General features: G+C 70.7%; 23 protein-coding genes and 1 pseudogene. 13 read left to right on the forward strand and 11 right to left on the reverse strand.

The window, feature by feature from the left end; translation table 11 throughout:
* Positions 1 to 28: 28 nt before the first annotated feature.
* The 4 genes from BSB02_RS14680 to BSB02_RS14695 form a co-directional block, all read right to left on the reverse strand.
* Positions 29 to 1,528, reverse strand: a complete 1,500-nt coding sequence (locus tag BSB02_RS14680) for a trypsin-like serine peptidase (protein WP_084959349.1) — start codon at positions 1,526 to 1,528, stop codon at positions 29 to 31.
* 363 nt (positions 1,529 to 1,891) lie between these two features.
* A complete protein-coding gene (locus tag BSB02_RS14685; RefSeq protein ID WP_084959350.1) occupies positions 1,892 to 3,100 on the reverse strand; it encodes a trypsin-like serine peptidase in 1,209 nt (402 codons plus the stop codon).
* A gap of 86 nt (positions 3,101 to 3,186) precedes the next feature.
* The gene (locus BSB02_RS14690) at positions 3,187 to 4,251 is read right to left on the reverse strand and encodes a trypsin-like serine peptidase (protein WP_084959351.1); all 1,065 of its coding nucleotides are present in this window, start codon (positions 4,249 to 4,251) and stop codon (positions 3,187 to 3,189) included.
* Between the two features lie 182 nt (positions 4,252 to 4,433).
* Positions 4,434 to 5,537 (reverse strand): trypsin-like serine peptidase, encoded by a 1,104-nt coding sequence (locus BSB02_RS14695; protein ID WP_084959352.1) that lies wholly within the window; start codon positions 5,535 to 5,537, stop codon positions 4,434 to 4,436.
* Positions 5,538 to 5,822: 285 nt separating this feature from the next.
* Between BSB02_RS14695 and BSB02_RS14700 the strand changes: the two genes are divergently transcribed.
* The 6 genes from BSB02_RS14700 (at position 5,823) to BSB02_RS14725 (ending at position 10,823) form a co-directional block, all read left to right on the forward strand.
* Complete coding sequence (locus tag BSB02_RS14700; protein WP_084959353.1) at positions 5,823 to 7,268, forward strand: acetyl-CoA synthetase; 1,446 nt, start codon at positions 5,823 to 5,825, stop codon at positions 7,266 to 7,268.
* Between the two features lie 81 nt (positions 7,269 to 7,349).
* Complete coding sequence (locus BSB02_RS14705) at positions 7,350 to 7,646, forward strand: ribbon-helix-helix protein, CopG family (protein ID WP_158088631.1); 297 nt, start codon at positions 7,350 to 7,352, stop codon at positions 7,644 to 7,646.
* Positions 7,633 to 8,061: a type II toxin-antitoxin system VapC family toxin gene (locus BSB02_RS14710; RefSeq protein WP_084959355.1), complete on the forward strand. Its 429-nt coding sequence runs from the start codon at positions 7,633 to 7,635 to the stop codon at positions 8,059 to 8,061. Before BSB02_RS14705 ends, BSB02_RS14710 begins: the two co-directional genes overlap by 14 nt.
* A gap of 24 nt (positions 8,062 to 8,085) precedes the next feature.
* A complete protein-coding gene (locus tag BSB02_RS14715; protein ID WP_084959356.1) occupies positions 8,086 to 8,955 on the forward strand; it encodes a hypothetical protein in 870 nt (289 codons plus the stop codon).
* 9 nt (positions 8,956 to 8,964) lie between these two features.
* The gene (locus tag BSB02_RS14720; RefSeq protein WP_084959357.1) at positions 8,965 to 9,927 is read left to right on the forward strand and encodes a zinc-binding dehydrogenase; all 963 of its coding nucleotides are present in this window, start codon (positions 8,965 to 8,967) and stop codon (positions 9,925 to 9,927) included.
* 68 nt (positions 9,928 to 9,995) lie between these two features.
* Positions 9,996 to 10,823, forward strand: coding sequence for an oxygenase MpaB family protein (locus tag BSB02_RS14725; RefSeq protein WP_084959358.1), 828 nt, complete (start codon positions 9,996 to 9,998; stop codon positions 10,821 to 10,823).
* Between the two features lie 28 nt (positions 10,824 to 10,851).
* Here the strand turns inward: BSB02_RS14725 and BSB02_RS14730 are convergent, their stop codons facing one another.
* The 5 genes from BSB02_RS14730 to BSB02_RS14745 all read right to left on the reverse strand — a co-directional run bounded on the left by BSB02_RS14730 (position 10,852) and on the right by BSB02_RS14745 (position 17,253).
* Positions 10,852 to 11,541 (reverse strand): PadR family transcriptional regulator, encoded by a 690-nt coding sequence (locus tag BSB02_RS14730; RefSeq protein WP_084959359.1) that lies wholly within the window; start codon positions 11,539 to 11,541, stop codon positions 10,852 to 10,854.
* Positions 11,538 to 12,341, reverse strand: a complete 804-nt coding sequence (locus BSB02_RS14735) for a DUF4097 family beta strand repeat-containing protein (RefSeq protein WP_084959360.1) — start codon at positions 12,339 to 12,341, stop codon at positions 11,538 to 11,540. The genes BSB02_RS14730 and BSB02_RS14735 overlap by 4 nt, the downstream gene beginning before the upstream one ends.
* A gap of 107 nt (positions 12,342 to 12,448) precedes the next feature.
* Positions 12,449 to 12,625 (reverse strand): DUF6104 family protein, encoded by a 177-nt coding sequence (locus tag BSB02_RS41085; protein ID WP_169729392.1) that lies wholly within the window; start codon positions 12,623 to 12,625, stop codon positions 12,449 to 12,451.
* Positions 12,626 to 12,740: 115 nt separating this feature from the next.
* Complete coding sequence (locus BSB02_RS14740; protein ID WP_084959361.1) at positions 12,741 to 16,418, reverse strand: multifunctional oxoglutarate decarboxylase/oxoglutarate dehydrogenase thiamine pyrophosphate-binding subunit/dihydrolipoyllysine-residue succinyltransferase subunit; 3,678 nt, start codon at positions 16,416 to 16,418, stop codon at positions 12,741 to 12,743.
* Between the two features lie 184 nt (positions 16,419 to 16,602).
* Positions 16,603 to 17,253, reverse strand: coding sequence for a B3/B4 domain-containing protein (locus BSB02_RS14745; RefSeq protein WP_084959362.1), 651 nt, complete (start codon positions 17,251 to 17,253; stop codon positions 16,603 to 16,605).
* A gap of 20 nt (positions 17,254 to 17,273) precedes the next feature.
* On the opposite strand from BSB02_RS14745, the gene BSB02_RS14750 reads away from it, so the two are divergent.
* The 4 genes and pseudogenes from BSB02_RS14750 (at position 17,274) to BSB02_RS14765 (ending at position 19,181) form a co-directional block, all read left to right on the forward strand.
* Positions 17,274 to 17,672 carry a hypothetical protein gene (locus BSB02_RS14750; protein ID WP_143590667.1) on the forward strand — a complete coding sequence of 133 codons (399 nt, stop codon included), beginning with the start codon at positions 17,274 to 17,276 and terminating at the stop codon, positions 17,670 to 17,672.
* A gap of 48 nt (positions 17,673 to 17,720) precedes the next feature.
* Positions 17,721 to 18,278, forward strand: a complete 558-nt coding sequence (locus tag BSB02_RS14755; protein ID WP_084959364.1) for a winged helix-turn-helix domain-containing protein — start codon at positions 17,721 to 17,723, stop codon at positions 18,276 to 18,278.
* An 89-nt stretch (positions 18,279 to 18,367) separates the two neighbouring features.
* A pseudogene (locus BSB02_RS43515) lies at positions 18,368 to 18,577 on the forward strand (MFS transporter); the annotation flags it as partial.
* Positions 18,578 to 18,605: 28 nt separating this feature from the next.
* Positions 18,606 to 19,181 carry a hypothetical protein gene (locus BSB02_RS14765; protein WP_084959365.1) on the forward strand — a complete coding sequence of 192 codons (576 nt, stop codon included), beginning with the start codon at positions 18,606 to 18,608 and terminating at the stop codon, positions 19,179 to 19,181.
* Here the strand turns inward: BSB02_RS14765 and BSB02_RS14770 are convergent.
* Together BSB02_RS14770 and BSB02_RS14775 are read right to left on the reverse strand one after the other, a co-directional pair.
* Positions 19,140 to 19,769, reverse strand: a complete 630-nt coding sequence (locus tag BSB02_RS14770; RefSeq protein ID WP_084959366.1) for a response regulator transcription factor — start codon at positions 19,767 to 19,769, stop codon at positions 19,140 to 19,142. The genes BSB02_RS14765 and BSB02_RS14770 overlap by 42 nt on opposite strands.
* Positions 19,770 to 19,782: 13 nt before the next feature.
* Positions 19,783 to 20,877, reverse strand: coding sequence for a sensor histidine kinase (locus BSB02_RS14775; protein ID WP_084959367.1), 1,095 nt, complete (start codon positions 20,875 to 20,877; stop codon positions 19,783 to 19,785).
* A gap of 195 nt (positions 20,878 to 21,072) precedes the next feature.
* Between BSB02_RS14775 and BSB02_RS14780 the strand changes: the two genes are divergently transcribed.
* From BSB02_RS14780 to BSB02_RS14790, 3 genes are all read left to right on the forward strand, one after another.
* Positions 21,073 to 22,131, forward strand: coding sequence for an MBL fold metallo-hydrolase (locus BSB02_RS14780; protein WP_084959368.1), 1,059 nt, complete (start codon positions 21,073 to 21,075; stop codon positions 22,129 to 22,131).
* A 165-nt stretch (positions 22,132 to 22,296) separates the two neighbouring features.
* Positions 22,297 to 23,301, forward strand: coding sequence for an ABC transporter substrate-binding protein (locus tag BSB02_RS14785; protein WP_240506422.1), 1,005 nt, complete (start codon positions 22,297 to 22,299; stop codon positions 23,299 to 23,301).
* Positions 23,298 to 24,068 (forward strand): ABC transporter ATP-binding protein, encoded by a 771-nt coding sequence (locus BSB02_RS14790; RefSeq protein WP_084959370.1) that lies wholly within the window; start codon positions 23,298 to 23,300, stop codon positions 24,066 to 24,068. Before BSB02_RS14785 ends, BSB02_RS14790 begins: the two co-directional genes overlap by 4 nt.
* Positions 24,069 to 24,109: the final 41 nt, after the last annotated feature.

Consider the following 24,109-nt stretch of genomic DNA (forward strand, 5'->3'; position numbering starts at 1 on the left):
TGTGAGAGGGATGGAGAGAGAGCTGGCGTCAGCCGGCGATCTTGCCGGACCAGACGTTGGCCGCCGCGCGGTACACAGCAGCCGTCTCACCGTCGAAGTACGGCGAGGTGATGGTGTCGATGCGGTTGTTGCCGTCCTGGTCGGCGAACGTGCTCGTGACACCGTTGACGTAGCCGAGGCGCTTGGCGTTGCTGTAGCGGTACAGCCAGGGACCGCCGTCGGCGCCCTCGGTCATGGCGCACCGGAGCGCGACGTGCTCCTCGATCTTCTTGGCCGGGGCGACCACGGTCTTCGAGGAGGTCTTGCCGTAGCACCACTTCGGCGTCACGCCCGTGTAGGGCTTGTTGCCGTCGGGGTGCGGCAGGGACGGGTAGCCGAAGACGCGGTGGTACTTGCCGGTGGGCTGGTTCCAGGCGAAGCCCTGGGCGCCCACGTTGGTGGCCAGGCGGCCGGCGTCGAGCGCCTTGAGGTCGACGATGTAGAAGAGCGTCCGGTAGTACTTGGTCTTGGTGCCGGGCTTGTACCACTTCTGCACGTAGTAGTGCGTGATGGTGTAATTGCCCGCCTCGTCGACCTTCTTCTCGCCGGGGCCCTCGTACTTGTCGTACTGGTCCTTGGTCACGTGCTCGGTGACGGGCGGGCCGAACTTGTAACCCTGGCCCTTGCCGACCTTGGCGGCCTCGTAGGTCTCCTTCTTGACCTCGACCTTGTCCACCACGGCCTCGGGGTGGTTCGGGCCGGCGAGCTCGTCATTCGTTCCGGGCTTGACGTCGCAGAAGTCCGTGGTGTGCGGGTCGAGCTTGCACTTGGTGTACTCGGCCTCGGAGATCTCGACCTGCTTGTCGAACTTGATCCCCTCGAACTTCTTGAACTCCGAGAACGGCACCTGCTTGGGAGTGGCGTCCGAGAACTTGATGCCGTTGTAGACCGTCACGAACGCGTAGTCGCGGTCGTAGTCCTCGTACACGTCGAAGTCGTAGTGCGTGAACGCCTGCTTACCGACGTAGATGCCCCACGGGGTCTTGCCCTGGTAGTAGCCGGGCACGAACACCCACTTCGACATGACGTCGGTGTTGTGGGCCGGGTCGTAGACGCAGTGGCCCGCGGTGGCGACCAGGTTGCCGTACTTCGACTGGATCGACGTGGCCGAGCACCACTTCTTCTCGCCCTTGGCGTTGACGAAGAAGACCTTGCCGATCGTCTTCGGCAGGTTCACGTTGTGAACCTTGACCGACTTGTTGGCCTTGGGGGCGCCGATGAGGCCGGGCTTGCTGTCGGGGGTGTAGCCGCCGGCGGTCTTCAGGCGGGTGACGTCGCCGTTGTCCCAGACGTTCGAGGCGGTGGCGGCCTTGAGAGCGGCACCGTTCGACTCGGTCCAGAACTCGGCGATCTCCTTGGCGACCGCCGCGCTCTTCGCCAGCGGGTCGGAGGCGACGTCCGGGGCGGCCTGGGCCGTACCGGCGAGGCCGGCGGCGAGCAGGCCGGTAGCCATGACGGTGCCACCGGCCGGGATGAGGATGCGCTTCAAGGGAGGTTGCTCCTTGCTCTGTCGTGAGACGCGGTCACATGCGCCTCAGGCGTCAGTAAAGGGACAGCAAGGAACATACCTGGGGGATCTTTGCAGGTGGCAGCCCTTTCTCATGATCGGGAAGCCGCCCTTACCGCCGTGACCTTTCTGTAATCTGTCAGAAGAGAAAGTGTCGGCAGTGAGAGGGATGACGTTTTCACTGAACAGAGGGTGAAAGTCACGGTTGTGTCACGAGAGATGTGAGTGAGGGTACACAGTCAGTGATCGCCTGTTCTGTGACTCAAATCACACTCATCGCATGGCACCAAACGCGCCTCTGCTCCGTCTAAGTCGGCCTTGATCCTCTCCTGGCAGGGCAGGGGCCTACTCATACAGCTCCCCGTTGGGGCCCACGATCCTCCCCGACCACACGCTCTTGGCCGCCTCGTACACCGCCGCCGTCTCCCCGTCGAAGTACGGCGAGGTGACCATGTCGATCCGCCCGTTGCCGTCCTGGTCGGCGAACGTGCTGGTCACCCCGTTGACGTAGCCCAGCCGCCGGGCGTTGCCGTACCTCGTCAGCCAGGGCCCGCCGTCGTAGCCGGGCGTCACCGCGCACTTCAGCCCGACGTGCTCCTCGATCCTGAGCCAGGAGGCCCCCAGCGCCTTGCCCGTGGTCTTGCCGTAGCAGTACTTGGGCGTCAGCCCCGCGTACGGCTTGTCGCCGTCCGGGTGCGGAGCCGCCGGGTAGCCGAAGGTCCTGACCACCCTCCCGGCCGCCTGGTTCCAGGCCAGCCCCTGGCCGCCGACGTTGTCGCCCAGCCGTCCGGCGTCCTTGGACAAGGCCACGAAGTACCGCCCGCCGCGGCTCCACCTGGGCCCGGCGAACCGCTCATACTCCCGCCGGTCCACCTGCTCGATCCGGTCGAAGTGGATGCCGTTGTGGACGGTCACGAAGGCGTAGTCGCGGTCGTGGTCCTCGTAGGCGACGAAGTCGTCGTGGGTGAACGCCTGCTTGCCGACGTAGACGCCGAAGGGCGCCTTGCCCTCGTAGTAGCCCGGCACGAAGATCCACTTGTCCATGACGTCGCGGCCGCCGGTGTCGTAGACGCAGTGGCCCGCGGTGACGACCAGGTTGCGGTAGCCGGACTGGACCGCGGTGGCCGAGCACCAGCGGTGGCGGCCCGCGGCGTCGAGGAAGAAGACCTTGCCGATGGTCTTGGGCAGGTTCACGTTCTGGACGCGGCCGAGCGGCCTGCGCTCCTCCCCGCGGGGGGCGACGGCGCCCGGGCCGCCGTCGGCGGACGGGCCGCCCTTGGCGACGACCTTCCCGGCCTGCCCGGCGTCCCAGCGGTACGCCGAGGCGGCCCGCAGGGCGGCGCCGTTCGCGGCCAGCCAGAAGGCGGCGACGGAGGCCGCCTGGCCGGCGTCGCGCGCCATCGGCTCGTCGGCGACCCTGCGCGCGAGGCCGCCCGCGACGCTGCCCGTAACGCCGCCCGCGGCGTGGGCCGGAGCGGCGAGGCCGGTGGCCGCGAGTCCCAGCACGGCGGCCCCGCCGAGCGCCGGGACCAGGACACGCCTGACAGGCTTCATCACAGTCTTCACGGTGAGCAAATCCCAAGGTTCGGTAAAGACGGACACCCGTAAACTACTGTGATCTTGGGAGTGGGGTGATCGGTTCAGCGCGCGTCGGAGCCGGCGGCGTACTGGTAGATCAGGAAGGTGTCGGCGTTGAAGTACGGCGAGGACACCGCGTCGTAGGAGCCCTTGGCGTCGCGGTTCCACGTCAGGCTGTTGACGCCGTTGAGCCGGCCGAGCTTCTTGGCCGCGTCGTAGCCCAGCAGCCACGGCCCGCCGCTGGCGCCGGCGGTGAAGTCGCACTTGGGCACCTGCAGGCCGTACTGCAGGGCCAGCCCCGGGGCCTTGACCCAGGAGGTGCGGCCGGCGCACTGGGCCAGCTTGCGCCCGTCGAAGGGGCGGCTGCCGTCGGGCTGCGGGCCGGCGGGGTAGCCGAAGGCGTGGACGGAGTTGGCCGAGCGCTTGAGGACCGAGATGCCCTGGCCGCCGACGTTGTCCTGGAGCCTGCCCTTGGGCGTCATGGTGAGCTGCCCGCCCTTGAGCTCCCACTTGATGCCTTCGTGGACGGTGACGAAGGCGTAGTCGTAGTCGTAGTCGGCCGCGCCGGACCAGTCCTGGTGGATGCTCAGCGAGGCGCCCACGTAGATGCCGTCGGGGGTGGAGCCGTCGGGGCCGGGGTTGGGCACGAAGATCCAGTAGTCGGCCGGCTTGAGCTGGCGCACGTCGTAGGCGCAGTGCGCGGCGGTGGCCACGACGCTGCGGTTCTTGGCGGCCACGGAGGTGGCCGAGCACCAGTACTCCTTGTCGCCGAAGCGGAAGAAGACCTTGCCGAAGGTCCGCGCCTCCGAGCCGCCCTTCGGGAGCGCCGGGGCGACCTCGCGCGCCGACGTGCGCGGCACGGCGAGGCTGACGTTCTGCGACCCGGCGGAGGTGCTCGGCTCAGGGCTCGGCCGCGAGCCGGGCGTGGCCGGGGCGGAGCTCTCGGCCCGCTTGAGCCGGTCCGGCTTCCAGTACTCCGCGACCGCCTTCATCTGGGCCTCGGTCTTGGCCATGTCGACGGTCAGCACGTCGCTCGGCGCGGCCATGGCGGCCCCCGTGAGCGCAGGCAACGTCAGCAGCGCGCCGCCGATGGCGGTCGCCGCGAGACGCCTGAGCCGGGGGATCATGAAATTGCCTTCCTTCGCGCCGTAAGGGGAGATTTTTCCAGATCAACTCGTGTCGTGCAGCTCGGATCGGGATTCGTTACACGAAGACCTGCGACCGTGATCTGATCAGCGTGCCGTACGGAAGGTAAAAACGCCGTCAAAGGGGGTCCGGGCCCCGAAAGGCCCGGACCCGGGGAAAGGAGCTACGGCGTCGGCGCCGGCGGGTTGCCGGTCCACCGGTTGGCCGCGGCCTTGTAGACCTTGTAGGTGTCGCCGTTGAAGTACGGCGAGGAGATGTGGTCGTAGCGGTCGTTGCCGTCGGTGTCCCAGGCGACGCTGTTGACGCCGTACAGGTAGCCGGTCCGCGAGGAGTTGCGGTAGTTGTAGAGCATCGGGCCGCCGCTCGCGCCGGAGGTGAAGGCGCACTTGAAGCCCACGTGCTCCTCGATGCGGTACTTCGGCGCGGCCGGCATCGGCGCGGTCTTGCCGTAGCACCACTTCATGGTCCGGCCGCTGTACGGCTTGTCGCCGTCGGGGTGCTCCCCGGCCGGGTAGCCGAAGGAGAAGACGGTCGCCTTGGTGCTGCGGTTCCAGGTGAAGCCCTGGCCGCCGACGTTGTCACCGAGCCGGCCGACGAGCTTGCGCTCGACGGTCCACTTGCCGCCGACCTTCTTCCATTCGAGTTTGTAGCCGTTGTAGACGTTGACGAAGGCGTAGTCGTAGTCGAAGTCCTCCTTCACCACGAAGTCGTCGTGCGCGTTGAACGTCTTGGCGGCGTAGATGCCGTAGGGGGCCTTGCCCTCCCACCAGTGGTCGCCGTCCCAGTAGGACGGGATGAACACCCACTTGTCCATGAACTGGTTGTGCTTGACGTCGTAGACGCAGTGGGCCGAGGTGGCCACGAGGTTGCGGTACTTGCCCTGGACCGAGGTGGCCGAGCAGTAGCGCGGCTTGCCGGCGCCGTCGATGAAGAAGACGCGGCCGACCGTGTTGGGCAGGTTGACGTGCTTGGCCTTGGCGGACTTGCCGCCCTCCTGGCCGATCGGCGGGACGGAGCCGGGAGGGCCGTCGGGCCGCCCGGCCGAGCCGGACGAGCCCCTGGAGGTCAGGCCGTCGTCGGCGTTGGTGGCCGCGCGCAGCCGCTCGGGCGTCCAGAACGTCACCGTCTGCTCGACGGTGGTCCTGGCGTTGCGTGAGACGACGTCGTCGTCCGCCGCGGCGTTCGCGGCGGGCACGGCGACCAGCCCGCCGGCGGCCGCCGCCAGGCCGGCGAGGGGGATCGCGATGCGTCTTGCTCGGGGGTACATGGAGCTCCTTCCAGTTCTCGGCGGCCCAGAGCGGGGAACTGTCGCCCCGGATGGGCCAGGAAAACGAGCGAGACGCTAACGAAGGGCGCAAGCGGCAATCCACGAAACGACGTGAAAAAGTCTGGGACGGTTCCATTCTGTTATTGAAATAACAAAAGGGAATGTATATCGAAATGGTATTTCCGCTGGCAGGGGCGTGGGATAAATCACCGGCCGCACAGCGGCAACAGGGGTTTCAGAAATCACTCGCTTATCACCGGAAGATTGTTCTGCTTAGATGGCGGCATGGACCCTCGCACTCCCTGTCTCATCGGCGCGGCCCAGCTGACCGTCCGCGACCAGCCCGGTCCGGAACCGCTCGACCTGTGGGAGCGCGTCGCCCGCCGGGCGGCCCGCGAGGCGCGCCTGCCACCGGCCCGCCTGGACTCGATCCAGGTCGTCCACTGCGACTCCTGGCAGTACGACGCGCCGGTCGGCCGCCTGGCCGAGCGGCTGGGCGCCGACCCGCGCCACCGGGTCTACTCCAAGGTCAGCGGTACGGCGCCGCAGCTGCTCGTCGGCGAGGCGGCGCGGGCGATCGCGGCGGGGGAGATGGAGGCGGCGCTGGTCGTGGGGGCCGAGGCGCTCGCCACCCGCCGGACCTACCGCCACAGGGGCGAGCACGTGCCCTGGAGCCATCCCGCGAACCCCAAGCCGCCCTACGGCTGGGAGCGCCCGCCCCACCCGGCCGAGCTGGCGCACGAGCTGTTCCTGCCCGCGCACACCTACGCGATCATGGAGACCGCCCGCCGGGCCGCCTCGGGGCAGGCCATCGGGGAGGAGACGGCCGAGCGCGGCCGCATCATGGCGCCGATGACCGAGGTGGCCGCCGCCAACCGGCACGCCTGGCGCCGCACGGCCATGACGGCCGAGGAACTGGTCACCCCCGGGCCGCGCAACCGCTTCGTCGGCTGGCCGTACACCAGGAACACCATCGCGGTCATCGAGGTCGACCAGGCGGCGGCGCTGGTCCTGGCCAGCGAGGGGCTGGCCGACCGCCTGAGGGTGCCGCGGGAGCAGCGGATCTACCTGCGCGGGTGGGCGTACGCCGAGGACACCTGGGAGGTGGCGGCCCGTCCGGCGCTGGGGAGCAGCCGGGCGATCGCCGCGGCCGCCGAGGCCGCCTTCAAGCGAGCGGGGCTCGGGCTGGACGACATGCACGCGCTGGACGTCTACAGCTGCTTCGCCGTCGCGATCCGCCAGGCGTGCGACGCGATCGGCTTGGACCCGCTGGACCGGCGCGGGCTCACCGTCACCGGCGGCCTGCCGTACGCCGGAGGGCCCTCCAGCTGCTACGTGCTGCACTCGACGGCGACGATGGCGGCGCTGCTGCGCGACGGCGGGCACGGGCTGGTCACGTCGGTCGGCATGCACCTGACCAAGCACGCCTACGCGGTGTGGTCGAGCGAGCCGGGCGGCCGGCTCGGCGACGCCGCCCCGGTCTTCGCGGCCGACGCCGTGCCCCTCGTGGACCGCTACGAGGGGGAGGCGACGGTGGCCGGGTACACGGTGGCGCACGACCGGGAGGGGCGGCCGGAGCGGGGGATCGTCGTGGTGGACCTGCCGGGCGGGGCGCGTGCTCATGCTCTGGTACGGCAGGCGGACCTGATGGCGGACGCCATGGGGCGGGAGCTCGTCGGACAACGGGTGCGGCTGGTCACGGACGGTAAGGTCAACGTCACGACTTGGTAATGAGAAAACCTGTGCGATGATGTGACGGGTCCGCTACTATCTGTGCTTGACATTTTTATGTCACTGGCCGACGCTGGAGTCATGCGTAGGACCACGGTGCGGATCGACGAGGCGTTGCTCAACGAGGCGAAGGCGCATGCGGCCAGGCAAGGACGAAGTCTCAACTCTGTGGTGGAGGATGCCTTGAGGCAGCTGCTCAACCGCTCCGCGGAGGCGGCGCAACGGCCGCGCGTGGAGCTTCCCATCTCTGACGCGGAGCCGGGATACACGCCCTACGTGGCCGCCCGCCTCGCTCGTGGCGACAAGCTCGAGCACATCGTGTGGGACCTGGACGATCACGAGCGTTTCGGGCTGGAGCTGCCAGATGCTTCTGCCTGACACCAACGTCCTGGTCAACGCCTTCCGGCGCGACGCGGAGGAACACGCGCGGTGCCGCGAGATCGTCACCGAGATGGTGACCGGAGATCGCGCCTACGCCGTCAGCGACTTCGCGCTCAACGGGTTCGTGCGCCTGGTGACCAATCCGCGGGTCTACCGGAATCCCGATCCTCTGGAGGCGGCGCTGAAGTTCGCGGCGACGGTGCGAAACCAGCGGCATGCCGTCGTAGTCCATGCGACCGAGCGGCACTGGGGGATCTTCACGCGCCTTTGCCGCGAAGTCAACGCGAAGGGCAACCTCGTTCCCGACGCCTACCTCGCGGCGCTGGCCATCGAGCACGGTTGCGAATTCGTGACCCTGGACAAGGACTTCGCGCGCTTCGAGGGCTTGCGCTGGCGGCACCCGCTCAACTGAACTGGCCCTGAGAGGCGGGCCGGCGTGGGCGAGCAGTTCGACGACGTCATCGAGGCGGGCACGCGGGGCCGGAAGCGTGTGATCGGCATCGTGGTCCTGGCGGTGCTGGTCGCCGTCCCGGTCGTGGGACTGGTGGCCAGCGACGACGCGCCGCCCGAGATGCCCGAGCCGGTGCCGCAGCCGATCGGCTCGCTCACCACCGTCACCGCCGAGCCGAACATCCTCACCCCCAAGGTGCGTGTGAAGGGACGCACGCACCTCATCGACGTCGTCTTCCCCGACGGGCGGCGCGCCACCGTCCGCTACCCGGCCGAGCTGCGGCTGGACCGGCTGGGCGTGCGGCCCGCCCAGGGCGGCTGGCTGGAGGGCGATGAGCCGGAGTTCCGGCAGCTGGTCGCGCCGTATGGGGGCGAGGTCGAGGTGACCAAGGGCGGCCGGCCGATCAGGAGCATGACCGGCAACGTCACGCTGTGGCCCAGGCAGGCGGGCGGCGAGGGCGGCCAGGTGCTGCTGTTCGCGTTCGGCCCGTGGCGGCTGGCGCTGTACGACCGGCCGCTGGGCCTGACCTTCGAGCAGCGCATGGCGTGGGCCCGCAACCTCAGGGGGCGCGTCACCGGCGACGGCTACCTGGTGCTGTCGGCGCGGCGGCCGCTGCGGCTGGCCGGGCCGGGGGAGGCGGCCGGGCCGCAGCTGTGGTTCGGCACCAGCGCCGACCGCATGGTGGTGCTCATGCCGGTGCCGAGCTGCTCCCGGCCGATCCGGGAGCCCCCGGTCCTGGCCGAGCCCGTCAGCGCCGCCGGCCATGCGTGCCGCGACGGGGTGTACATCGGCGTCACGGGCCCGGAGGAGTTCGTCGGCAAGGCGGTCAAGGGCCTCAGGATCAGGCTCGAGTAGGGTGCGGCCATGTTCGCCGTAACCGCCACACAGACCGATCCCGACAACCCGCTCGCCGGGCTGACCCTGGGCGAGCACCCCGACCCCAAGGCCCCCGAGGGGTGGACGACCGTCTCGGTCAGGGCCGCCGCGCTCAACCACCACGACCTGTGGACGCTCAAGGGCGTGGGCATCCGCCAGGACCGGTTGCCGATCGTGCTCGGGTGCGACGCGGCCGGCGTCGACGAGGACGGCAACGAGGTGATCGTGCACTCCGTCATCGGCGAGGGGCCGGACGAGACGCTCGACCCGCGCCGCAGCCTGCTGTCGGAGGTCCACGACGGCACCTTCGCCGAGCGGGTGGCCGTGCCCAGGCGCAACCTCGTGCCCAAGCCGGCGGCGCTCAGCTTCGAGGAGGCGGCCTGCCTGCCCACGGCGTGGCTGACCGCGTACCGCATGCTGTTCGACAAGGCCGGCCTGCAGCCCGGCTCGACCGTGCTGGTCCAGGGCGCGGGCGGCGGCGTGGCCACGGCGCTCATCGCGCTGGGCCGGGCGGGCGGCTACCGCGTGTGGGTGACCTCGCGGTCGCCCGAGAAGCGTGAGCGGGCCCTCCAGCTGGGCGCCGACCGGGCCTTCGAGCCCGGGGCGCGGCTGCCGGAGCGCGTCGACGCGGTGATGGAGACCGTGGGCCAGGCCACCTGGGACCACTCGCTGAAGTCGCTGCGGCCCGGCGGCCGGATCGTCGTCTCCGGCGCGACCAGCGGGGCCGTGCCGCCCGCCGACCTCAACCGCGTCTTCTTCCTGCAGCTGTCGGTGATCGGCTCCACCATGGGGACCCGCGACCAGCTCCAGCGGCTGGCGGTGTTCCTGGAGCAGACGGGCGTGCGCCCGCTCATCGACCGGACGCTGCCGCTGACCCAGGCGCGCGACGGCTTCGCCGCCATGGCCGAGGGCGAGTTGTTCGGGAAGATCGTCTTCACCCTCGATAAGTAGGGACTTACCCGCCGCGCCGTACGGGTGATACAAAGAAAGTGAGGATGTATCACCCAGGAGGCGAGGCCATGGAGACCTTCGGCCCGGGCTCGATGCAGTGGGACGTCGCCGGCGAGTACCGCAACCTCCTCGTCGCGGGCAGCGCCCTGGTCCTGCAGACGATGCACCCCGCCGTCGGCGCGGCGGTGGCGGAGCACTCCGACTACAAGCGCGACCCGTGGGGGCGGCTGGACCGCACGCTGGCCTCCATCCAGAAGTGGGTGTACTCCGACGGCCCGCGCGAGGGGGAGCGGCTGCGCGAGCTGCACCGGCCCATCTCCGGGGTGGACGAGCGGGGCCGCGGCTACCACGCGCTCAACGGCGAGGCGTGGGCCTGGGTCCACCTGACGTTGTTCGAGCGCTTCCTCACGCTGCGGCGGATCTTCGCCGAGCCGTACTCCGCCCAGGAAGAGCGCCGGCTGTATGAGGAGTTCAAGAAGCTCGGCCGCATCCTGCAGGTGCCCGGCAGGCAGGTGCCGGACAGCATTGAGGCGTTCCGGGCCTACTTCGACCGGATGGTCGCCGAGCGGCTCGAACCCCACCCGACCGCGTTCGACGTGCTGGCGACCATGCGGGACACCCCCGTGCCGCCCGCCCTGCCCCGGCCGCTGCGCCTGCTGTGGCGGCCCGTGGGGATGGGGGCCGGGGAGTTCAACTACTTCGTCACCGTGGGGACGCTGCCGCCCGCCGTACGGGACAAGCTCGGGCTGCGGTGGACGGCCCGGCAGGAGCGGCTGCTGCGCGCGGTCGGGCGGACGGTCGCCGCCGTCACGCCGCGGCTGCCCGAGCGGCTGCGGTACCTGCCGCTCGCCTACCGCGCCCGGCAGGCCGCCCAGGCCCGGGCGTCGGCCGCCTGAACGCCTGAACGGCTAAATGCCTGAACGCCTAAAGGGCGTCGCGGATCTTCGCCGCGGCCTTGTCCAACGCCTTGCGCGCCTCCTCCAGCGAGTGGCGGGTCAGGCGCCCCTCCGAGGCGTCGCGGCGGACCCGCTCGACGAAGTCGGCCAGCATCTCACCCAGCTCGGCGTCGAGCTCGGCGCGGTTCTCGGTGGCGCCGCCCCACGTGGACCACACCTGCGACCAGATGCTGCGCCACTCGCCGCTCCAGCGCTCGCCCTCCTCCTGCCAGCGCTGCGCGTGGTCCATCCAGTCGGACTGCACGCGGCGGAAGTCGGGCCGCTGCCCGGAGCGGACGTTCTTGGCCATGTGGGTCAGCTCCTCGCGCAGCGACCGGACCGTGGCGCGCACGTCCTCCTTCACCTCGCGCGCGATGTCCTGCACAGACTCGGTGATCTCCTGCTCCAGGTCGGCCAGCTCGTCCAGCCGCGCGTTCAGCTCGGCGCGGCCCTCGTCGGTGAGCGAGAACACCTTCTTGCCGTCGATCACCTCGTGGGTGACCAGGCCCTCCTCCTCCAGCCTGGCCAGGCGGGGGTAGATCGTGCCCGGCGAGGGGGAGTAGACGCCCAGGAAGCGGTCCTGCAGCAGCCTGATGACCTCATAGCCGTGCCTGGGGCTCTCCTCCAGCAGCTTGAGCAAGTACAGCCGCAGCCGGCCGTGCCCGAAGACAGGGCTCATCGCCTCTCCCCCCTGAGCAGCGCGACCTGTCCGGAGACGGTCGTGGCGGACAGGGCGGCCATGCCGTCGCCCAGCCGCCCGGTCAGCGACCTCATGCCCGGGGCGAAGCGCTCCCGCAGGCCGTCGAAGGCGCAGTCGAGCTGTCCCGACGTCGAGCGCACCTTCACGTCGGTGTCCACGTTGTGCGGGAGCCGTACCAGGACGTCGCCGGAAACCGTGTTGATCGTCACGTGGCTGGTGGGGCGCAGCACCAGGTCGGCCGTGATCCGGCCCGACACGGTGTTGGCGCGCAGCCGGCGCGGCGTGCCGCCCGCGACCGTCAGGTCTCCCGAGACGCTCTTGAACGACAGGTCGCCCTCCATGGCCCGGCTCTCGACGGAGCCGGAGACGGCCTCGGCGTGCACGTCGCCGCTCACGCCGTCGAGCACGATCTCGCCCGACACGCTGCGCACCCGCGTCCGCCGCTCGAACCCCGCGACCGTCGCCGAGGCGGTCACCACGCCGGCGTTGACCGCGCAGGTGCGCGGGACGGCGATGGCCAGCTCGCAGCGCCGCTTGCGCGGCCCGGCGAGCCAGGACAGCAGGCCCTCCCAGCTGAGGTCCTTGTAGGTGACCGTGAGCGTGCCGTCGGCCTCGTCGTGCGTCACGATCAGCGGCCCGGCGTTCATGTCGGTGACCTCCAGCACCGGCGGCCCGTCGCTGGCCAGCACATCGAGCCTGCCCGACACCGTGCGGACGTTGAGCGTCCGCACGTCGCCGAACGTCAGCTTCTCCGGCCCGTCGATCGCCCACTGCGGCATGCCCCACCCCCGGCGAATCGGTCTCGTAGACACGATATGTCGCGTCTTCGGGGATTTCAAGATGTATCGCGAGCGGTACGGCGGGGCCGCCGCTCTGGCTCGTGTCCTCACTCGTCCTCGTCGTCCAGCCGGGCCAGCCAGGTCGCCAGCCGGTCGATGGGCGTCTCGAACTCCGGGTTGAGGTCGACGAACTCCCGCAGCCGCTCGCCCAGCCAGGTCAGCGAGACCTCTTCCCCGCCACGGCGCTCGACGAGCTCCTCGATTCCCCGATCGGTGAAGTACATGGCGTTCACTTTAGTGCGGAAACGACAGCGCCCCGCCGGGCGGACGGGGCGCTGCGGCGTCGACGGCTCAGCTCTCCTGAAGAGCGAAGCGTCAGGCCTCCTGAAGAGCGAAGCGTCAGGCGAAGAGCTGCTGCAGGATCTCCTCCAGCTCCTGCTCGTGGGCGGCGTGCGAGCCGACGGCCGGGGAGCTGTTGGGCGTGCGCGAGACGCGGCGCGGCCTGCGCCCGCCGAACAGGCCGGGGTTCTCGGCCAGCTTCAGCGACAGGTACGGCCACGGCCCCATGTTGACCGGCTCGTCCTGCGCCCAGATGAGCTCCACGTCCGACCCGTAGCGCGACAGCTCGGCGCCCAGCTCCTCCTCCGGGAACGGGTAGAGCCGCTCGAGACGGACGATCGCGGTGTCGGTGCGCCCGTCCTTCTCCCGACGCTGGACCAGGTCGTAGTAGAGCTTGCCGGACACCAGGATCACCCGGCGGACGCCCGACGGGTCGACCGTCGTGTCGCCCAGGACCGGCTGGAAGACGCCCGAGGTGAACTCCGACGCCTTCGACGTGGCCAGCTTGTGCCGCAGCAGCGACTTGGGCGTGAAGACGACCAGCGGCTTGTGCCGGCCGGAGTGCACCTGCCAGCGCAGCAGGTGGAAGTAGTTGGCCGGGGTGGTCGGCTGCGCGACGGTCATGTTGTCCAGCGCGCAGATCTGCAGGAACCGCTCGATGCGGCCCGAGGAGTGGTCGGGCCCCTGGCCCTCGTAGCCGTGCGGCAGCAGCAGCACGACGCCGGACTTCTGGCCCCACTTCTGCTCGCCCGACGAGATGAACTCGTCGATGATCGTCTGGGCGCCGTTGACGAAGTCGCCGAACTGCGCCTCCCAGCACACCAGCGCGTCGGGCCGGACGACGCTGTAGCCGTACTCGAAGCCCAGCGCCGCGAACTCGCTCAGCAGCGAGTCGTAGACGTAGAACTTCGTGGTGCCCTGGTTGAAGGCCTTGAGCGGGGTATGCTCCTCGCCCGTCACCCGGTCCACGAGCACGGCGTGGCGCTGGGTGAAGGTGCCGCGGCGGGAGTCCTGGCCGACCAGGCGCACCGGGTGGCCGTCGATGAGCAGCGAGCCGAACGCGATCGTCTCGCCCATCGCCCAGTCGATCTGGTCCTGCTCGACCATCTGGCCGCGGCGCTGGAGCACCGGCGCCAGGCGCGGGTGGACCGTGAAGCCCTCGGGCATGTTGAGCTGGGTGTCGACGACCCGCTTGAGCGTCTCGTCGGTGATCGCCGTGGGCGTGTCGGCGTGCGACCACTTGACGACCTCGGTCGGCGGCACGCGCAGGTCGCCGGAGCTCTCGTGCTTCTTGGCCGCCTCGCGCACCTCGGTGAAGGCCTGCTCCAGCTTGGCCTGGTAGTCGCGCAGCGCCGACTCGGCCTCCTCGACCGTGATGTCGCCGCGGCCGATCAGGGCCTCGGTGTAGAGCTTGCGGGTGGAGCGCTTGGCGTCGATGAGGTCGTACATCAGCGGCTGGGTGAAGGCCGGGTTGTCGCCCTCGTTGTGGCCGCGGCGCCGGTAGCAGATCATGTCGATCACGACGTCCTTGCGGAACGCCTGCCGGTACTCGAAGGCCAGGCGGCCCACCCGGACGACGGCCTCGGGGTCGTCGCCGTTGACGTGGAAGATCGGCGCCTGGATCATCCGGGCCACGTCGGTGGCGTAGACGCTCGACCGGGACGAGGCCGGCGAGGTCGTGAAGCCGACCTGGTTGTTGACCACGATGTGGACGGTGCCGCCGGTGCGGTAGCCGCGCAGCTGCGACAGGTTGAGCGTCTCGGCCACCACGCCCTGCCCGGCGAAGGCGGCGTCGCCGTGGACGAGGACCGGCAGCACGGAGAAGCCCTCCTCGCCGCGCTCCAGCAGGTCCTGCTTGGCGCGCACGACGCCCTCCAGGACCGGGTCGACCGCCTCCAGGTGGGAGGGGTTGGCCACCACCGAGGTGGTGATGGTCTTGCCGCTGCGGCCGGTGAACTCGCCGGTGGCGCCCAGGTGGTACTTCACGTCACCCGAGCCGTGGGCGGTGCGCGGGTCGATGTTGCCCTCGAACTCGCCGAAGATCTGGCCGTAGGACTTGCCCACGATGTTGGCCAGCACGTTGAGCCGGCCGCGGTGGGCCATGCCGATGACGACCTCGTCGAGCTCGTCGGCCGCCGCGGCGTCGATCACCGAGTCGAGCAGCGGGATCAGCGACTCGCCGCCCTCCAGGGAGAAGCGCTTCTGGCCGACGTACTTGGTCTGCAGGAAGGTCTCGAACGCCTCGGCGGTGTTGAGCCGCGACAGGATGTGCAGCTGCTCGTCGCGGTCGGGCTTGGCGTGGGGCTTTTCCACCCGCGCCTGGATCCAGGCCCGCTCCTCGGGGTTCTGGATGTGCATGTACTCGATGCCGACCGTGCGGCAGTAGGAGTCGCGCAGCACGCCGAGGATCTCGCGCAGCTTCATCAGCGGCTTGCCGCCGAAGCCGCCGGTGGCGAACTCGCGCTCCAGATCCCACAGCGTCAGCCCGTGGGACTGGATGTCGAGGTCGGGGTGCTTGCGCTGCTTGTACTCCAGCGGGTCGGTCTCGGCCATGAGGTGGCCGCGCACCCGGTAGGCGTGGATGAGCTCGATCACCCGGGCCGGCTTGGCCACGTCCTCGTCGTGGGAGACCGAGACGTCCTGGGTCCAGCGGACCGGCTCGTAGGGGATGCGCAGCGACTCGAAGATCTCGTCGTAGAAGCCGTCCTCGCCCAGCAGCAGCCGGTGGATCTGGCGCAGGAAGTCGCCCGACTGGGCGCCCTGGATGATCCGGTGGTCGTAGGTGCTGGTGAGGGTCATCACCTTGGAGACGGCCAGGCGCGCGAGCGTGTCGGGCGAGGCGCCCTGGTACTCCGCCGGGTACTCCATCGCGCCGACGCCGATGATGGTGCCCTGGCCGGGCATCAGGCGCGGGACGGAGTGGACGGTGCCGATCGTGCCGGGGTTGGTCAGGGAGATCGAGGTGCCCTGGAAGTCCTCGATGGTGAGCTTGCCGCCGCGGGCCTTGCGGACGATGTCCTCGTACGCCATCCAGAACTGGCGGAAGTCCATCTGCTCGGCCGCCTTGATGGAGGGCACGAGCAGCTGGCGCTCGCCGTTCTCCTTCTGCACGTCGATCGCCAGGCCCAGGTTCACGTGCTCGGGCTTGACCAGCGTCGGCTTGCCGTCGACCTCGGCGTAGGAGTAGTTCATCTCCGGCATCGCCCGCAGCGCCTTGACGACGGCGAAGCCGATCAGGTGCGTGAAGGAGACCTTGCCGCCGCGTCCCCGCTTCAGGTGATTGTTGATCACGATGCGGTTGTCGATGAGCAGCTTGGCCGGGATGGCGCGGACGCTCGTGGCGGTGGGGACCGCCAGCGACGCCTCCATGTTGAGCGCCGTGCGGGCGGCGGCGCCGCGCAGCTTGACCTCCTGCGCGCCCGGCGGCAGCGGCGTGGCGGGCTGCTTGGGCTTGTCCGCCACCGGTGCCGCGTCCGCCGGCTTGGCGGCCGGCTTGCCGTCCATCGGCTTGGCGGGTGTCGCGGGGGGAGCGGGCGCGGGCGCGGTGGCGCCGTTGGCCGCCTCTCTCACCGGGGTTCGGCCCGGTCCGTAATCAGGGTTGTAGTCGGCAAAGAAGTTCCACCAGGCCTTGTCCACCGACTCGGGATCCTGCAGGTACTTCTGGTACAGCTCGTCGACAAGCCACTCGTTCTGACCGAAGCTTGCCAGCGGGTTTGTCCGCGACGACTCAGACGACACGGCGGAAATCGCCCTCTTCCGCAGATCGGCGTTGATGTTAGAGAACCTGTACAAGGCTACTCGCCCGAGCTGGCCGAATGTGCGCGCCGGGCGGGGCAGCCCTGACTGACCCCCTCAGGACGATCCAAAGGGGTGGCGCCGACCTAGTCAATTCGGGTGGGGTGCAGATTGTCACCTTTGGATATCAACTTGCCGCAGTGATCACTCTGGTGACGATGCGGACATCCGGCGACAGCTCCGTCAAGTGCTCAGCAAGCTCCTCCCCGGCGGCCTTCAGCTCCTCCAGCGACATCGGCTCCAGCCGCTCCAGCAGGAACAGCGCGTCGGCCGTCTCCTCGGTGATCCGGGTGCGGACCACCTGGCGCCAGTTCCACCGGCGGCAGGTCACGCCGACGTCGTCGCGCCAGATCACCTCGCCGGGCTCCGGCGCGCCGAGCGCCTCCTCCGAGGCCTCCTCGCCGGTCGCCCGCACCAGCCGCGCCGCGCCCTTGTAGTGGGCCAGGTCCTCGCCGCCGATCGGCAGGACGTGCCTGACGCTGACCGCGTTGTAGGCGTCGACCACCAGGTTGATCTCCGGCAGCGGCAGCCTGCGCGTGAGGGCGTCCACCGAGGGGCGGGTCCGCGACGGCTTGGCGCCGAAGGCCCGGTAGGCCTCCCGCCACGCCTCCAGCCGCTCGTGATCGGCCGGTACGGCATGCCGCGCCGCCTCGGCCAGCCAGGCGCGCGAGCGGTCGTCCGTCGGGCCGTTGCGCACGCCGTACGCGGCCATGGCCAGCACCGCGAAGTCCGGCCTCAGCTCGAAGACCGCCTCGTCCACTCGAATGTCGTCCAGCATGTTTGGCAGGCTATCGGCCCATGAACCCTCCGCAGTCCTGGTTGGTCATCGACATCAGACACCACTGGCTGGCCTTCTCGCTGGCCATCATCACCCCGCGCCTGTCGATCAACGGTCAGCCGGTCCCGGTCAGGTGGGGCCGCAACGTCATCCCGGTGGTCCCCGGGCAGCACCTCCTGGAGGTCTACGTCCCCTGGATCGGCCGCATGGGGCTGGTGCGCGAGCCGCTGTGGCTCCAGCCGGGCGGGACGGTCGAGCTGGAGTACCACGCGCCGCTGACCGTCTTCAACGCCGGGGCGCTGGGGCCGGCGCCGCAACCGTGGCCGGGCATCGGCTGGACCATCGCCCTGGGCGTGGTCGCCCTGGTGTGCCTGCTGTTCATGCTCGTGATCATCGTGGTCGCGGTCGCGAGCGCCTGACCGCAAAAACTTCTTTGCAAATATTTCTTTGCGATCTATCGTGACCTCATGGAGCACGAGTACGTCGTCACCGACCCCCGGGTGCTGAAGGCCGTCGCGCACCCGCTGCGCGTCAGGCTGCTCGGCCTGCTGCGCGCCGACGGCCCCGCGACGGCCAGCCAGCTCGCCCGCAAGGTCGGCGAGAGCTCCGGCTCGACGAGCTACCACCTGCGGGAGCTGGCCAAGTACGGCTTCATCGAGGAGGCGCCCTCCGGCGACGCCCGCGAGCGCCGCTGGCGCGCCCGCCACCGCTTCACCACCTGGAACAGCCGCGAGCTGTCGGCCACCGCCGAGGGCCGCGACGCGAACCGGATGATGCGGGAGCGGCAGCTGGAGATCCTCGCCAGGGCGATGCGGGAGTACGACGAGGCCGACTGGCCCGCCGAGTGGACGGCGGCCGTCGGCAACGGCGACGACATGATCAGGCTCACCGCCGAGGGGCGGGCGGAGCTCCTCGCGCGGTTCCGGGCGCTGATGGCCGAGATGGAGCAGCGGTACGGCGACTCGCCGGACGCCGAGGACGTGTACGTCTTCATCGCGGCCTACCCCAGGAAGGCCGTCCTGTGACGCCGTGGTCGGCCCGCCGCCGCTACGCGCTGGTGTGCTTCCTCGGCTGGCTGCCCGCCGCGCTGATGATCGCGCCGATGGTCCTGCTCATGGGCGAGCGAGGGCTGGGCCTGGCCCAGATCGGCGTGGTGTTCACCGCCTTCTCGGTCCTGACCCTCACCCTTGAGCTGCCCACCGGCGGCCTGGCCGACGTGATCGGGCGCCGCAGCGTGCTGGCCTGCTCGGCCGCCTTCAGCACCCTGGGGATGCTCGCCATGGCCTTGGCCACGACCTTCTGGGCGTTCGTGCTCAGCGTGCCGCTGCTGGCGGTCGGCCGCGCTCCTGGTCGTGGTGCTCTTCGCGCTGCCCGAGCCGCCGCACGGCCGCCGCTCCCTCGGCACCGTGCTGCGCGAGGTGCCCGGCACGGTGGCCGCCGGGCTCCGGCTGGCGACCGGCTCGGCCCTGCTACGCCATCTCATGCTGTCGGCGATGGTCGCCGGCGTCGTGCTGAACTCCGTCGAGCTGCTGACCCCCGGCCGGCTGGCGGCCCTGACCGGTACGGCGGAGCTGGGCACGACGGCCTTCGCCGTGGTGTCGGCGCTGGGCGTCGCGGGCCTGGCCACGGCGGGAGGCGCCTACGTGCTGCTGTACGCGGGCGGCGGCGTCACCGGCCTGCTCCGCCAGGAGCTGACCCACAAGTCGGTCACCGCCGCCCAGCGGACCACGGTGACGTCCGTCGGCTCCCTGTCACTCCAGCTCGGCGGCGGCGTCTCCAACTTCGCCATCGGGCTGCCGGCCGCCGTGTACGGCGTGGGCCCGGCCTGGGCGCTGGTCGCCGGGCTCGCCCTGGCCTCGGCGCTGCTGTTCCTCCGTCTTCCCGCCCTACAGCCAGCCCTGCTCCCGCGCCAGGCGGAACGCCTCTGACCGGCCGGTCACGCCGAGCTTGGCGACGATCGCGGCCAGGTAGTTGCGCACGGTGCCGTTGGACAGGTGGGTGCGCCGGGCGATCACCGCCACCGGCGTGTCGACCTCGGCCAGCCGGAGCACCTCCAGCTCCCGGGGCGTGAGCGGGCACTCCGGCATCGTGAGCGCGTCGGCGGCCAGCGCCGGGTCGACGTAGCGGCCGCCCGCGTGGACCCGCCGGATGACGTCGGCCAGCGTGCCGCCGGGCGAGCCCTTGGGCAGGAACGCCTTGGCGCCCGCGTCGAGGGCCCGCTTGAGCAGGGGCGGCCTGCCGTACCCGGTCAGGATCACGACCGCGCACGACGGCAGCGACCGGGCCAGCTCGGCGCTCACCGCGAGCCCGTCGAGGGCGGGCATGTCGAGGTCGACCACGGCGACGTCCGGCCGGTGGGCGAGCGCCCGGTCCACGGCGGCCCGCCCGTCGGCGGCCTGGGCCACGACCTCCAGGCCGGGCTCCAGGCCGAGCAGGGCGGCCAGGGCGTGCCGGATCAGCTCCTGGTCGTCGGCCAGCAGGACCCTGATCGCGGCCCCGCCCGCATCCCCTGTCACAGCGCCACCTCTGTCACAGCGCCACCTCGAGCGTGAACACGTCGCCGTCCACCCGTGTGCGCAGCGTGCCGCCGTGCTCGGCGAGGCGGTCGGCCAGGCCGCGCAGCCCGGAGCTGTGCGGGTCCGGCTCGCCGGCTCCGGCCCCGTCGTTGGCCACGGTCATGCCGCGCGGCGTCACCTCGATCCTGCACCAGCTGGCGGCGCTGTGGCGCAGGATGTTCGTGCTCGCCTCGCGCAGCATGGGCGCGAGCTGCTGCGGCAGCTCGCCGTCGGGCGCGCTGACCGTGCACCGCACGCCGGAGGCACGCAGGACGCGCTCGACGGAGGCCAGCTCGGCGCGCAGGTCGGTCCTGCGGTAGCCGTCGATCGCCTGGCGCAGGTGGGTGAGCGTCTCGGCGGCCAGCCTGCGCAGGTCGGCCGCCTCCGCCCTGGCCTGCTCCGGCGGCAGCCGCTCGACCAGCTCGGCCTTGAGCGCGATCACCGACAGGTCGTGGCCGAGCAGGTCGTGCACGTCGCGGGCGAACCGCAGCCGCTCCTCGGCCGCCGCCAGCCGGGCCTGGGCGTCCCTGCCCTCCCTGGCCTCCAGCAGCAGCTGCCAGAGCCACACGTGCAGGCCGCCCAGCGCGACGAAGGACAGGCCGACCGTCACCGTGATCAGGACGGCGCGCAGCGGGGAGGCGCCCGACCAGGCGGCGGTGCCGTACGAGACCAGAACGGTCGCCGGGATGACGGCCAGCGTGAGCGCCCGGCCGGCCAGCAGCGGCGCGGTGCCGATGATCGAGGCGCCGATCCAGGCCCAGGTCTGCCAGGCGGCGCCGCCGAGCGGGGCGGCCAGCGGGACGGTGAGCACCGAGGCGGCGGCGAAGGCGGCCACCAGGCGGCGGTGCGTCGCCTGGCCCAGCGACGGGGTGACCGCGGCGTACAGGACGCCCGCCTGCGCGGCCGCGAAGGCCGCGATCGCGGCCAGGCCCAGCGCGATCCACAGCGGCCGCGGCTCGCGCAGGGCGCCGAGGGCGGGCATGACGAGGCTGACGGCCACGCCCATGCCGAGCGTGGCCAGCGTCGCGATCCTGGCCGCCCGCAGGCGGGAGTCGGGTGTGCCGGTCATCGTAGGGGTCACTGTAGGCGTCACGGCAGGAGCGGTGCGGCGCCGGGCATGAGGTCGATCCCGGCCACGGCGGGCCGGCGGCGAAGGTGCGTGTGGTGCGCGGTCGCGGTTGTCATGGGCCCAGCGTGCCGCCGGGTGGCGCATGCGGGACCCGTGTGGTTCGCACCCGCCCGGATTAGAATATCGTTCTGTAGCATGGCGAAGTTTGCGGTGACGGCGGCGAACGAGGCGCAGCGGGCGGCCTGGCAGGGCGGCGTGCTCCCCGAGGTGGAGAAGGTACGGCCCGGCCTGTGGTCCATCCCGGTGCCGATTCCCGTCAACCCGCTGCGTTACGTGCTCGTCTACGCCCTGGAGCTGCCGGACGGGGTCGCCGTCGTCGACGCCGGGTGGAACACCGACGAGGCCTACCGGGCGCTCGCCGAGGGGCTCGGGGTCGCCGGGTACGGCATGGCCGACGTCAAGGGCGTGCTCGTCACGCACATCCATCCCGACCACTACGGCCTGGCCGGGCGCATCCGGGAGGAGTCGGGCGCCTGGATCGCCCTCCACCCGGCGGACGCCGCCCTGCTGCGCGACCGCTACGACGACGAGTTCATCGAATCGCTGATCGCGCGGGAGCGGGCGCTGCTGGTCCGGTGCGGGGTTCCCCTGCTGACCCTGGAGGAGCTGGCCGGGGCCTCGATGATGATCAGGCACATGGTCTCCACGGCCCGCCCCGACCGCCTGCTGGAGCACGGCGACCCCGTGGGGCTGGACGGCTGGGACCTGCGCGCGGTGTGGACGCCCGGCCACTCGCCCGGTCACCTGTGCTTCGTCTCCGCCGAGCGCCGCCTGCTGTTCTCGGGCGACCACGTGCTGGCGAAGATCACGCCGATGGTGGCCGTGCACCCGCAGAGCGGCCCCAACCCGCTCGCCGACTACCTCGACTCCCTGGCCGCCGTGCGCGGGTTCGACGTCGAGGAGGTGCTGCCCGCGCACGAGTACCGCTTCCTGGAGCTGGCCGAGCGCGTCGACCACGTGATGGCGCACCACGAGCGGCGGCTGGCGGAGATCGAGGAGGTGGTGCGCGCCGGGGACGGGGTGACCTGCTGGGCCGTCGCCACCCGGCTGACCTGGTCGCGGCCGTGGGAGTCGATCCCGGCGTTCATGCGGCGGGCGGCCAACAACGAGACGCTCGCGCACCTGGCCTGGCTGGAGGCGAGGGGGCGGGTGCGGCGCGTGCCGGGGGAGCCGGACCTCTGGCATTCCATGTAAATCCTGTAGGAAATATTGACTTTGGTCCTCGGCTTCCGTAGCGTCGAGGGCATGAGCAGCCAGGTCCTGACCCGGCGCGCGCACGTCGACTACTGCCGCGTCGCGAGCGCGCAGTGTCACTGATCACGATTTCTCGGTCTTTCAACTCCTAGATAGGGATAAATCGTGATCAAACGGGCAATTCCGCTTGTCCTGCTCCTCCTCGCGTCCTCCGGCGCGGTGTCCTGCGGCACCGCCCAGGGCGCCGCCTCCGAGACCCAGGTGCTGCGCTACCAGGGCAGCGTCGGCGCCGTCACCCTCCCCGAGCTGGCCGAGGACCTCGGCTACCTCGCCCCCGTCAAGCTGAAGTGGATCGGCAACACCATCAGCGGGCCGCAGGACATCCAGGCCGCGGCCACCGGCCAGACCGACTTCGGCGGGGCCTTCAACGGCGCGATCGTCAAGCTCGCCGCCCGCAGGGCCCCGATCAAGGCGGTCGTCAGCTACTACGGCAGCGACAAGGACGCCTTCCAGGGCTTCTACGTGCTGTCGGACAGCCCGATCAGCTCGGCGCGCGACCTGATCGGCAAGAAGGTCGGCATGAACACCCTCGGCGCGCACGCCGAGGCCGTCCTCAAGGAGTACCTCAAGCGCGGCGGCCTCGGCCCCGAGGAGGTCAAGCAGGTCGAGCTCGTGGTGCTGCCGCCGGTCAACACCGAGCAGGCGCTGCGGCAAAAGCAGATCGACGTCGCCCAGCTCGGCGGCATCCTGCGCGACAAGGCCCTCGGACGCGGCGGCCTCCGGCCGCTGTTCAAGGACATCGACCTGCTCGGCGAGTTCTCCGCCGGGTCCTACGTCCTCACAGAGGAGTTCATCGCCAAGAACCCGAACACCACCAGGAAGTTCGTCGAGGCCGTCGCCAAGGCCCTCCAGTGGAGCCAGACCCGCCCCCGCGAGGAGGTGGTCGCGCGGTTCAAGCAGATCATCGCCAAGCGCGGCCGCAGCGAGGACGCCACGGCGGTCGGCTACTGGCGCGGCTACGGCGTCACGGCGCCCGGCGGCGTCATCGCCGAGGCGGACTTCCAGCGGTGGATCGACTGGCTGGAACGCGAGGGCGAGATCCCGGCCGGTCGGGTCAAGGCCGCCGACCTCTACACCAACGCCTACAACCCGCTGGGGGCAGGACGATGAAGATCCAGTTCCGCGACGTCGGCAAGGAGTTCCCCGTCCGCGACTCAGACCACACCTTCCCCGCCCTGTCCGGCGTCACGCTCGACGTGCGCGAAGGGGAGTTCCTCACCCTCGTGGGCCCCAGCGGCTGCGGCAAGTCCACGCTCCTGGACCTGCTCAGCGGGCTGACCGAGCCCACGAGCGGCGAGATCCTGATCGACGGCGCCCCGGTCGAGGGCCCGGGGCTCGACCGGGGCATCGTCTTCCAGCAGTACGCCCTGCTCCCCTGGCGTACGGCACTGGCCAACGTGGAGTTCGGGCTCGAGGCCAAGGGCGTGCCGCGCACCGAACGCCGGGAGCTGGCCCGGCACTACCTCGACCTGGTGGGCCTGCGGGACTTCGAGGCGCGCTACCCGCACGAGCTGTCCGGCGGCATGCGCCAGCGGGTGGCCATCGCGCGCAGCCTGGCGTTCGACCCGGACATCCTGCTCATGGACGAGCCGTTCGCCGCCCTCGACGCGCAGACCCGGGAGTCGCTCCAGGAGGAGCTGCTGCGCATCTGGGAGGCGACCGGCAAGACGGTCGTCTTCATCACGCACGGCATCGACGAGGCGGTCTACCTGGGCCAGCGCGTCGCGGTCATGTCGGCGGGACCCGGGCGCATCAGGACCGTGCTGGACGTCTCGTTCGACTCGCGCGAGGGCGACCTCCGCGCCGACCCCCGCTTCGGCGAATACCGCCACGAGATCTGGACCCTGCTGCGCGAGGAGGCGATCCCCGTTGGCTAGACCCTCTGCCACGTCGTCCGGCCTGTCCGCCTCGGCCCTCG

Origin of the sequence: Thermoactinospora rubra, assembly GCF_002093975.1 — a bacterium.
Lineage (GTDB): Bacteria > Actinomycetota > Actinomycetes > Streptosporangiales > Streptosporangiaceae > Nonomuraea > Nonomuraea rubra_A.

Bases quoted from the DNA above. Each gene is read 5' to 3' on its own strand.
- BSB02_RS14745 (WP_084959362.1), bottom strand. From the start codon at position 17,253: ATGCTGGACGACATTCGAGTGGACGAGGCGGTCTTCGAGCTGAGGCCG.
- BSB02_RS14705 (WP_158088631.1), top strand. From the start codon at position 7,350: ATGCGTAGGACCACGGTGCGGATCGACGAGGCGTTGCTCAACGAGGCG.
- BSB02_RS14690 (WP_084959351.1), bottom strand. From the start codon at position 4,251: ATGATCCCCCGGCTCAGGCGTCTCGCGGCGACCGCCATCGGCGGCGCG.
- BSB02_RS14735 (WP_084959360.1), bottom strand. From the start codon at position 12,341: ATGCCGCAGTGGGCGATCGACGGGCCGGAGAAGCTGACGTTCGGCGAC.
- BSB02_RS14750 (WP_143590667.1), top strand. From the start codon at position 17,274: ATGAACCCTCCGCAGTCCTGGTTGGTCATCGACATCAGACACCACTGG.
- BSB02_RS14720 (WP_084959357.1), top strand. From the start codon at position 8,965: ATGTTCGCCGTAACCGCCACACAGACCGATCCCGACAACCCGCTCGCC.
- BSB02_RS14790 (WP_084959370.1), top strand. From the start codon at position 23,298: ATGAAGATCCAGTTCCGCGACGTCGGCAAGGAGTTCCCCGTCCGCGAC.
- BSB02_RS14685 (WP_084959350.1), bottom strand. From the start codon at position 3,100: ATGAAGCCTGTCAGGCGTGTCCTGGTCCCGGCGCTCGGCGGGGCCGCC.
- BSB02_RS14755 (WP_084959364.1), top strand. From the start codon at position 17,721: ATGGAGCACGAGTACGTCGTCACCGACCCCCGGGTGCTGAAGGCCGTC.
- BSB02_RS14730 (WP_084959359.1), bottom strand. From the start codon at position 11,541: ATGAGCCCTGTCTTCGGGCACGGCCGGCTGCGGCTGTACTTGCTCAAG.
- BSB02_RS14725 (WP_084959358.1), top strand. From the start codon at position 9,996: ATGGAGACCTTCGGCCCGGGCTCGATGCAGTGGGACGTCGCCGGCGAG.
- BSB02_RS14700 (WP_084959353.1), top strand. From the start codon at position 5,823: ATGGACCCTCGCACTCCCTGTCTCATCGGCGCGGCCCAGCTGACCGTC.
- BSB02_RS41085 (WP_169729392.1), bottom strand. From the start codon at position 12,625: ATGTACTTCACCGATCGGGGAATCGAGGAGCTCGTCGAGCGCCGTGGC.
- BSB02_RS14710 (WP_084959355.1), top strand. From the start codon at position 7,633: ATGCTTCTGCCTGACACCAACGTCCTGGTCAACGCCTTCCGGCGCGAC.
- BSB02_RS14780 (WP_084959368.1), top strand. From the start codon at position 21,073: ATGGCGAAGTTTGCGGTGACGGCGGCGAACGAGGCGCAGCGGGCGGCC.
- BSB02_RS14695 (WP_084959352.1), bottom strand. From the start codon at position 5,537: ATGTACCCCCGAGCAAGACGCATCGCGATCCCCCTCGCCGGCCTGGCG.
- BSB02_RS14775 (WP_084959367.1), bottom strand. From the start codon at position 20,877: ATGACCGGCACACCCGACTCCCGCCTGCGGGCGGCCAGGATCGCGACG.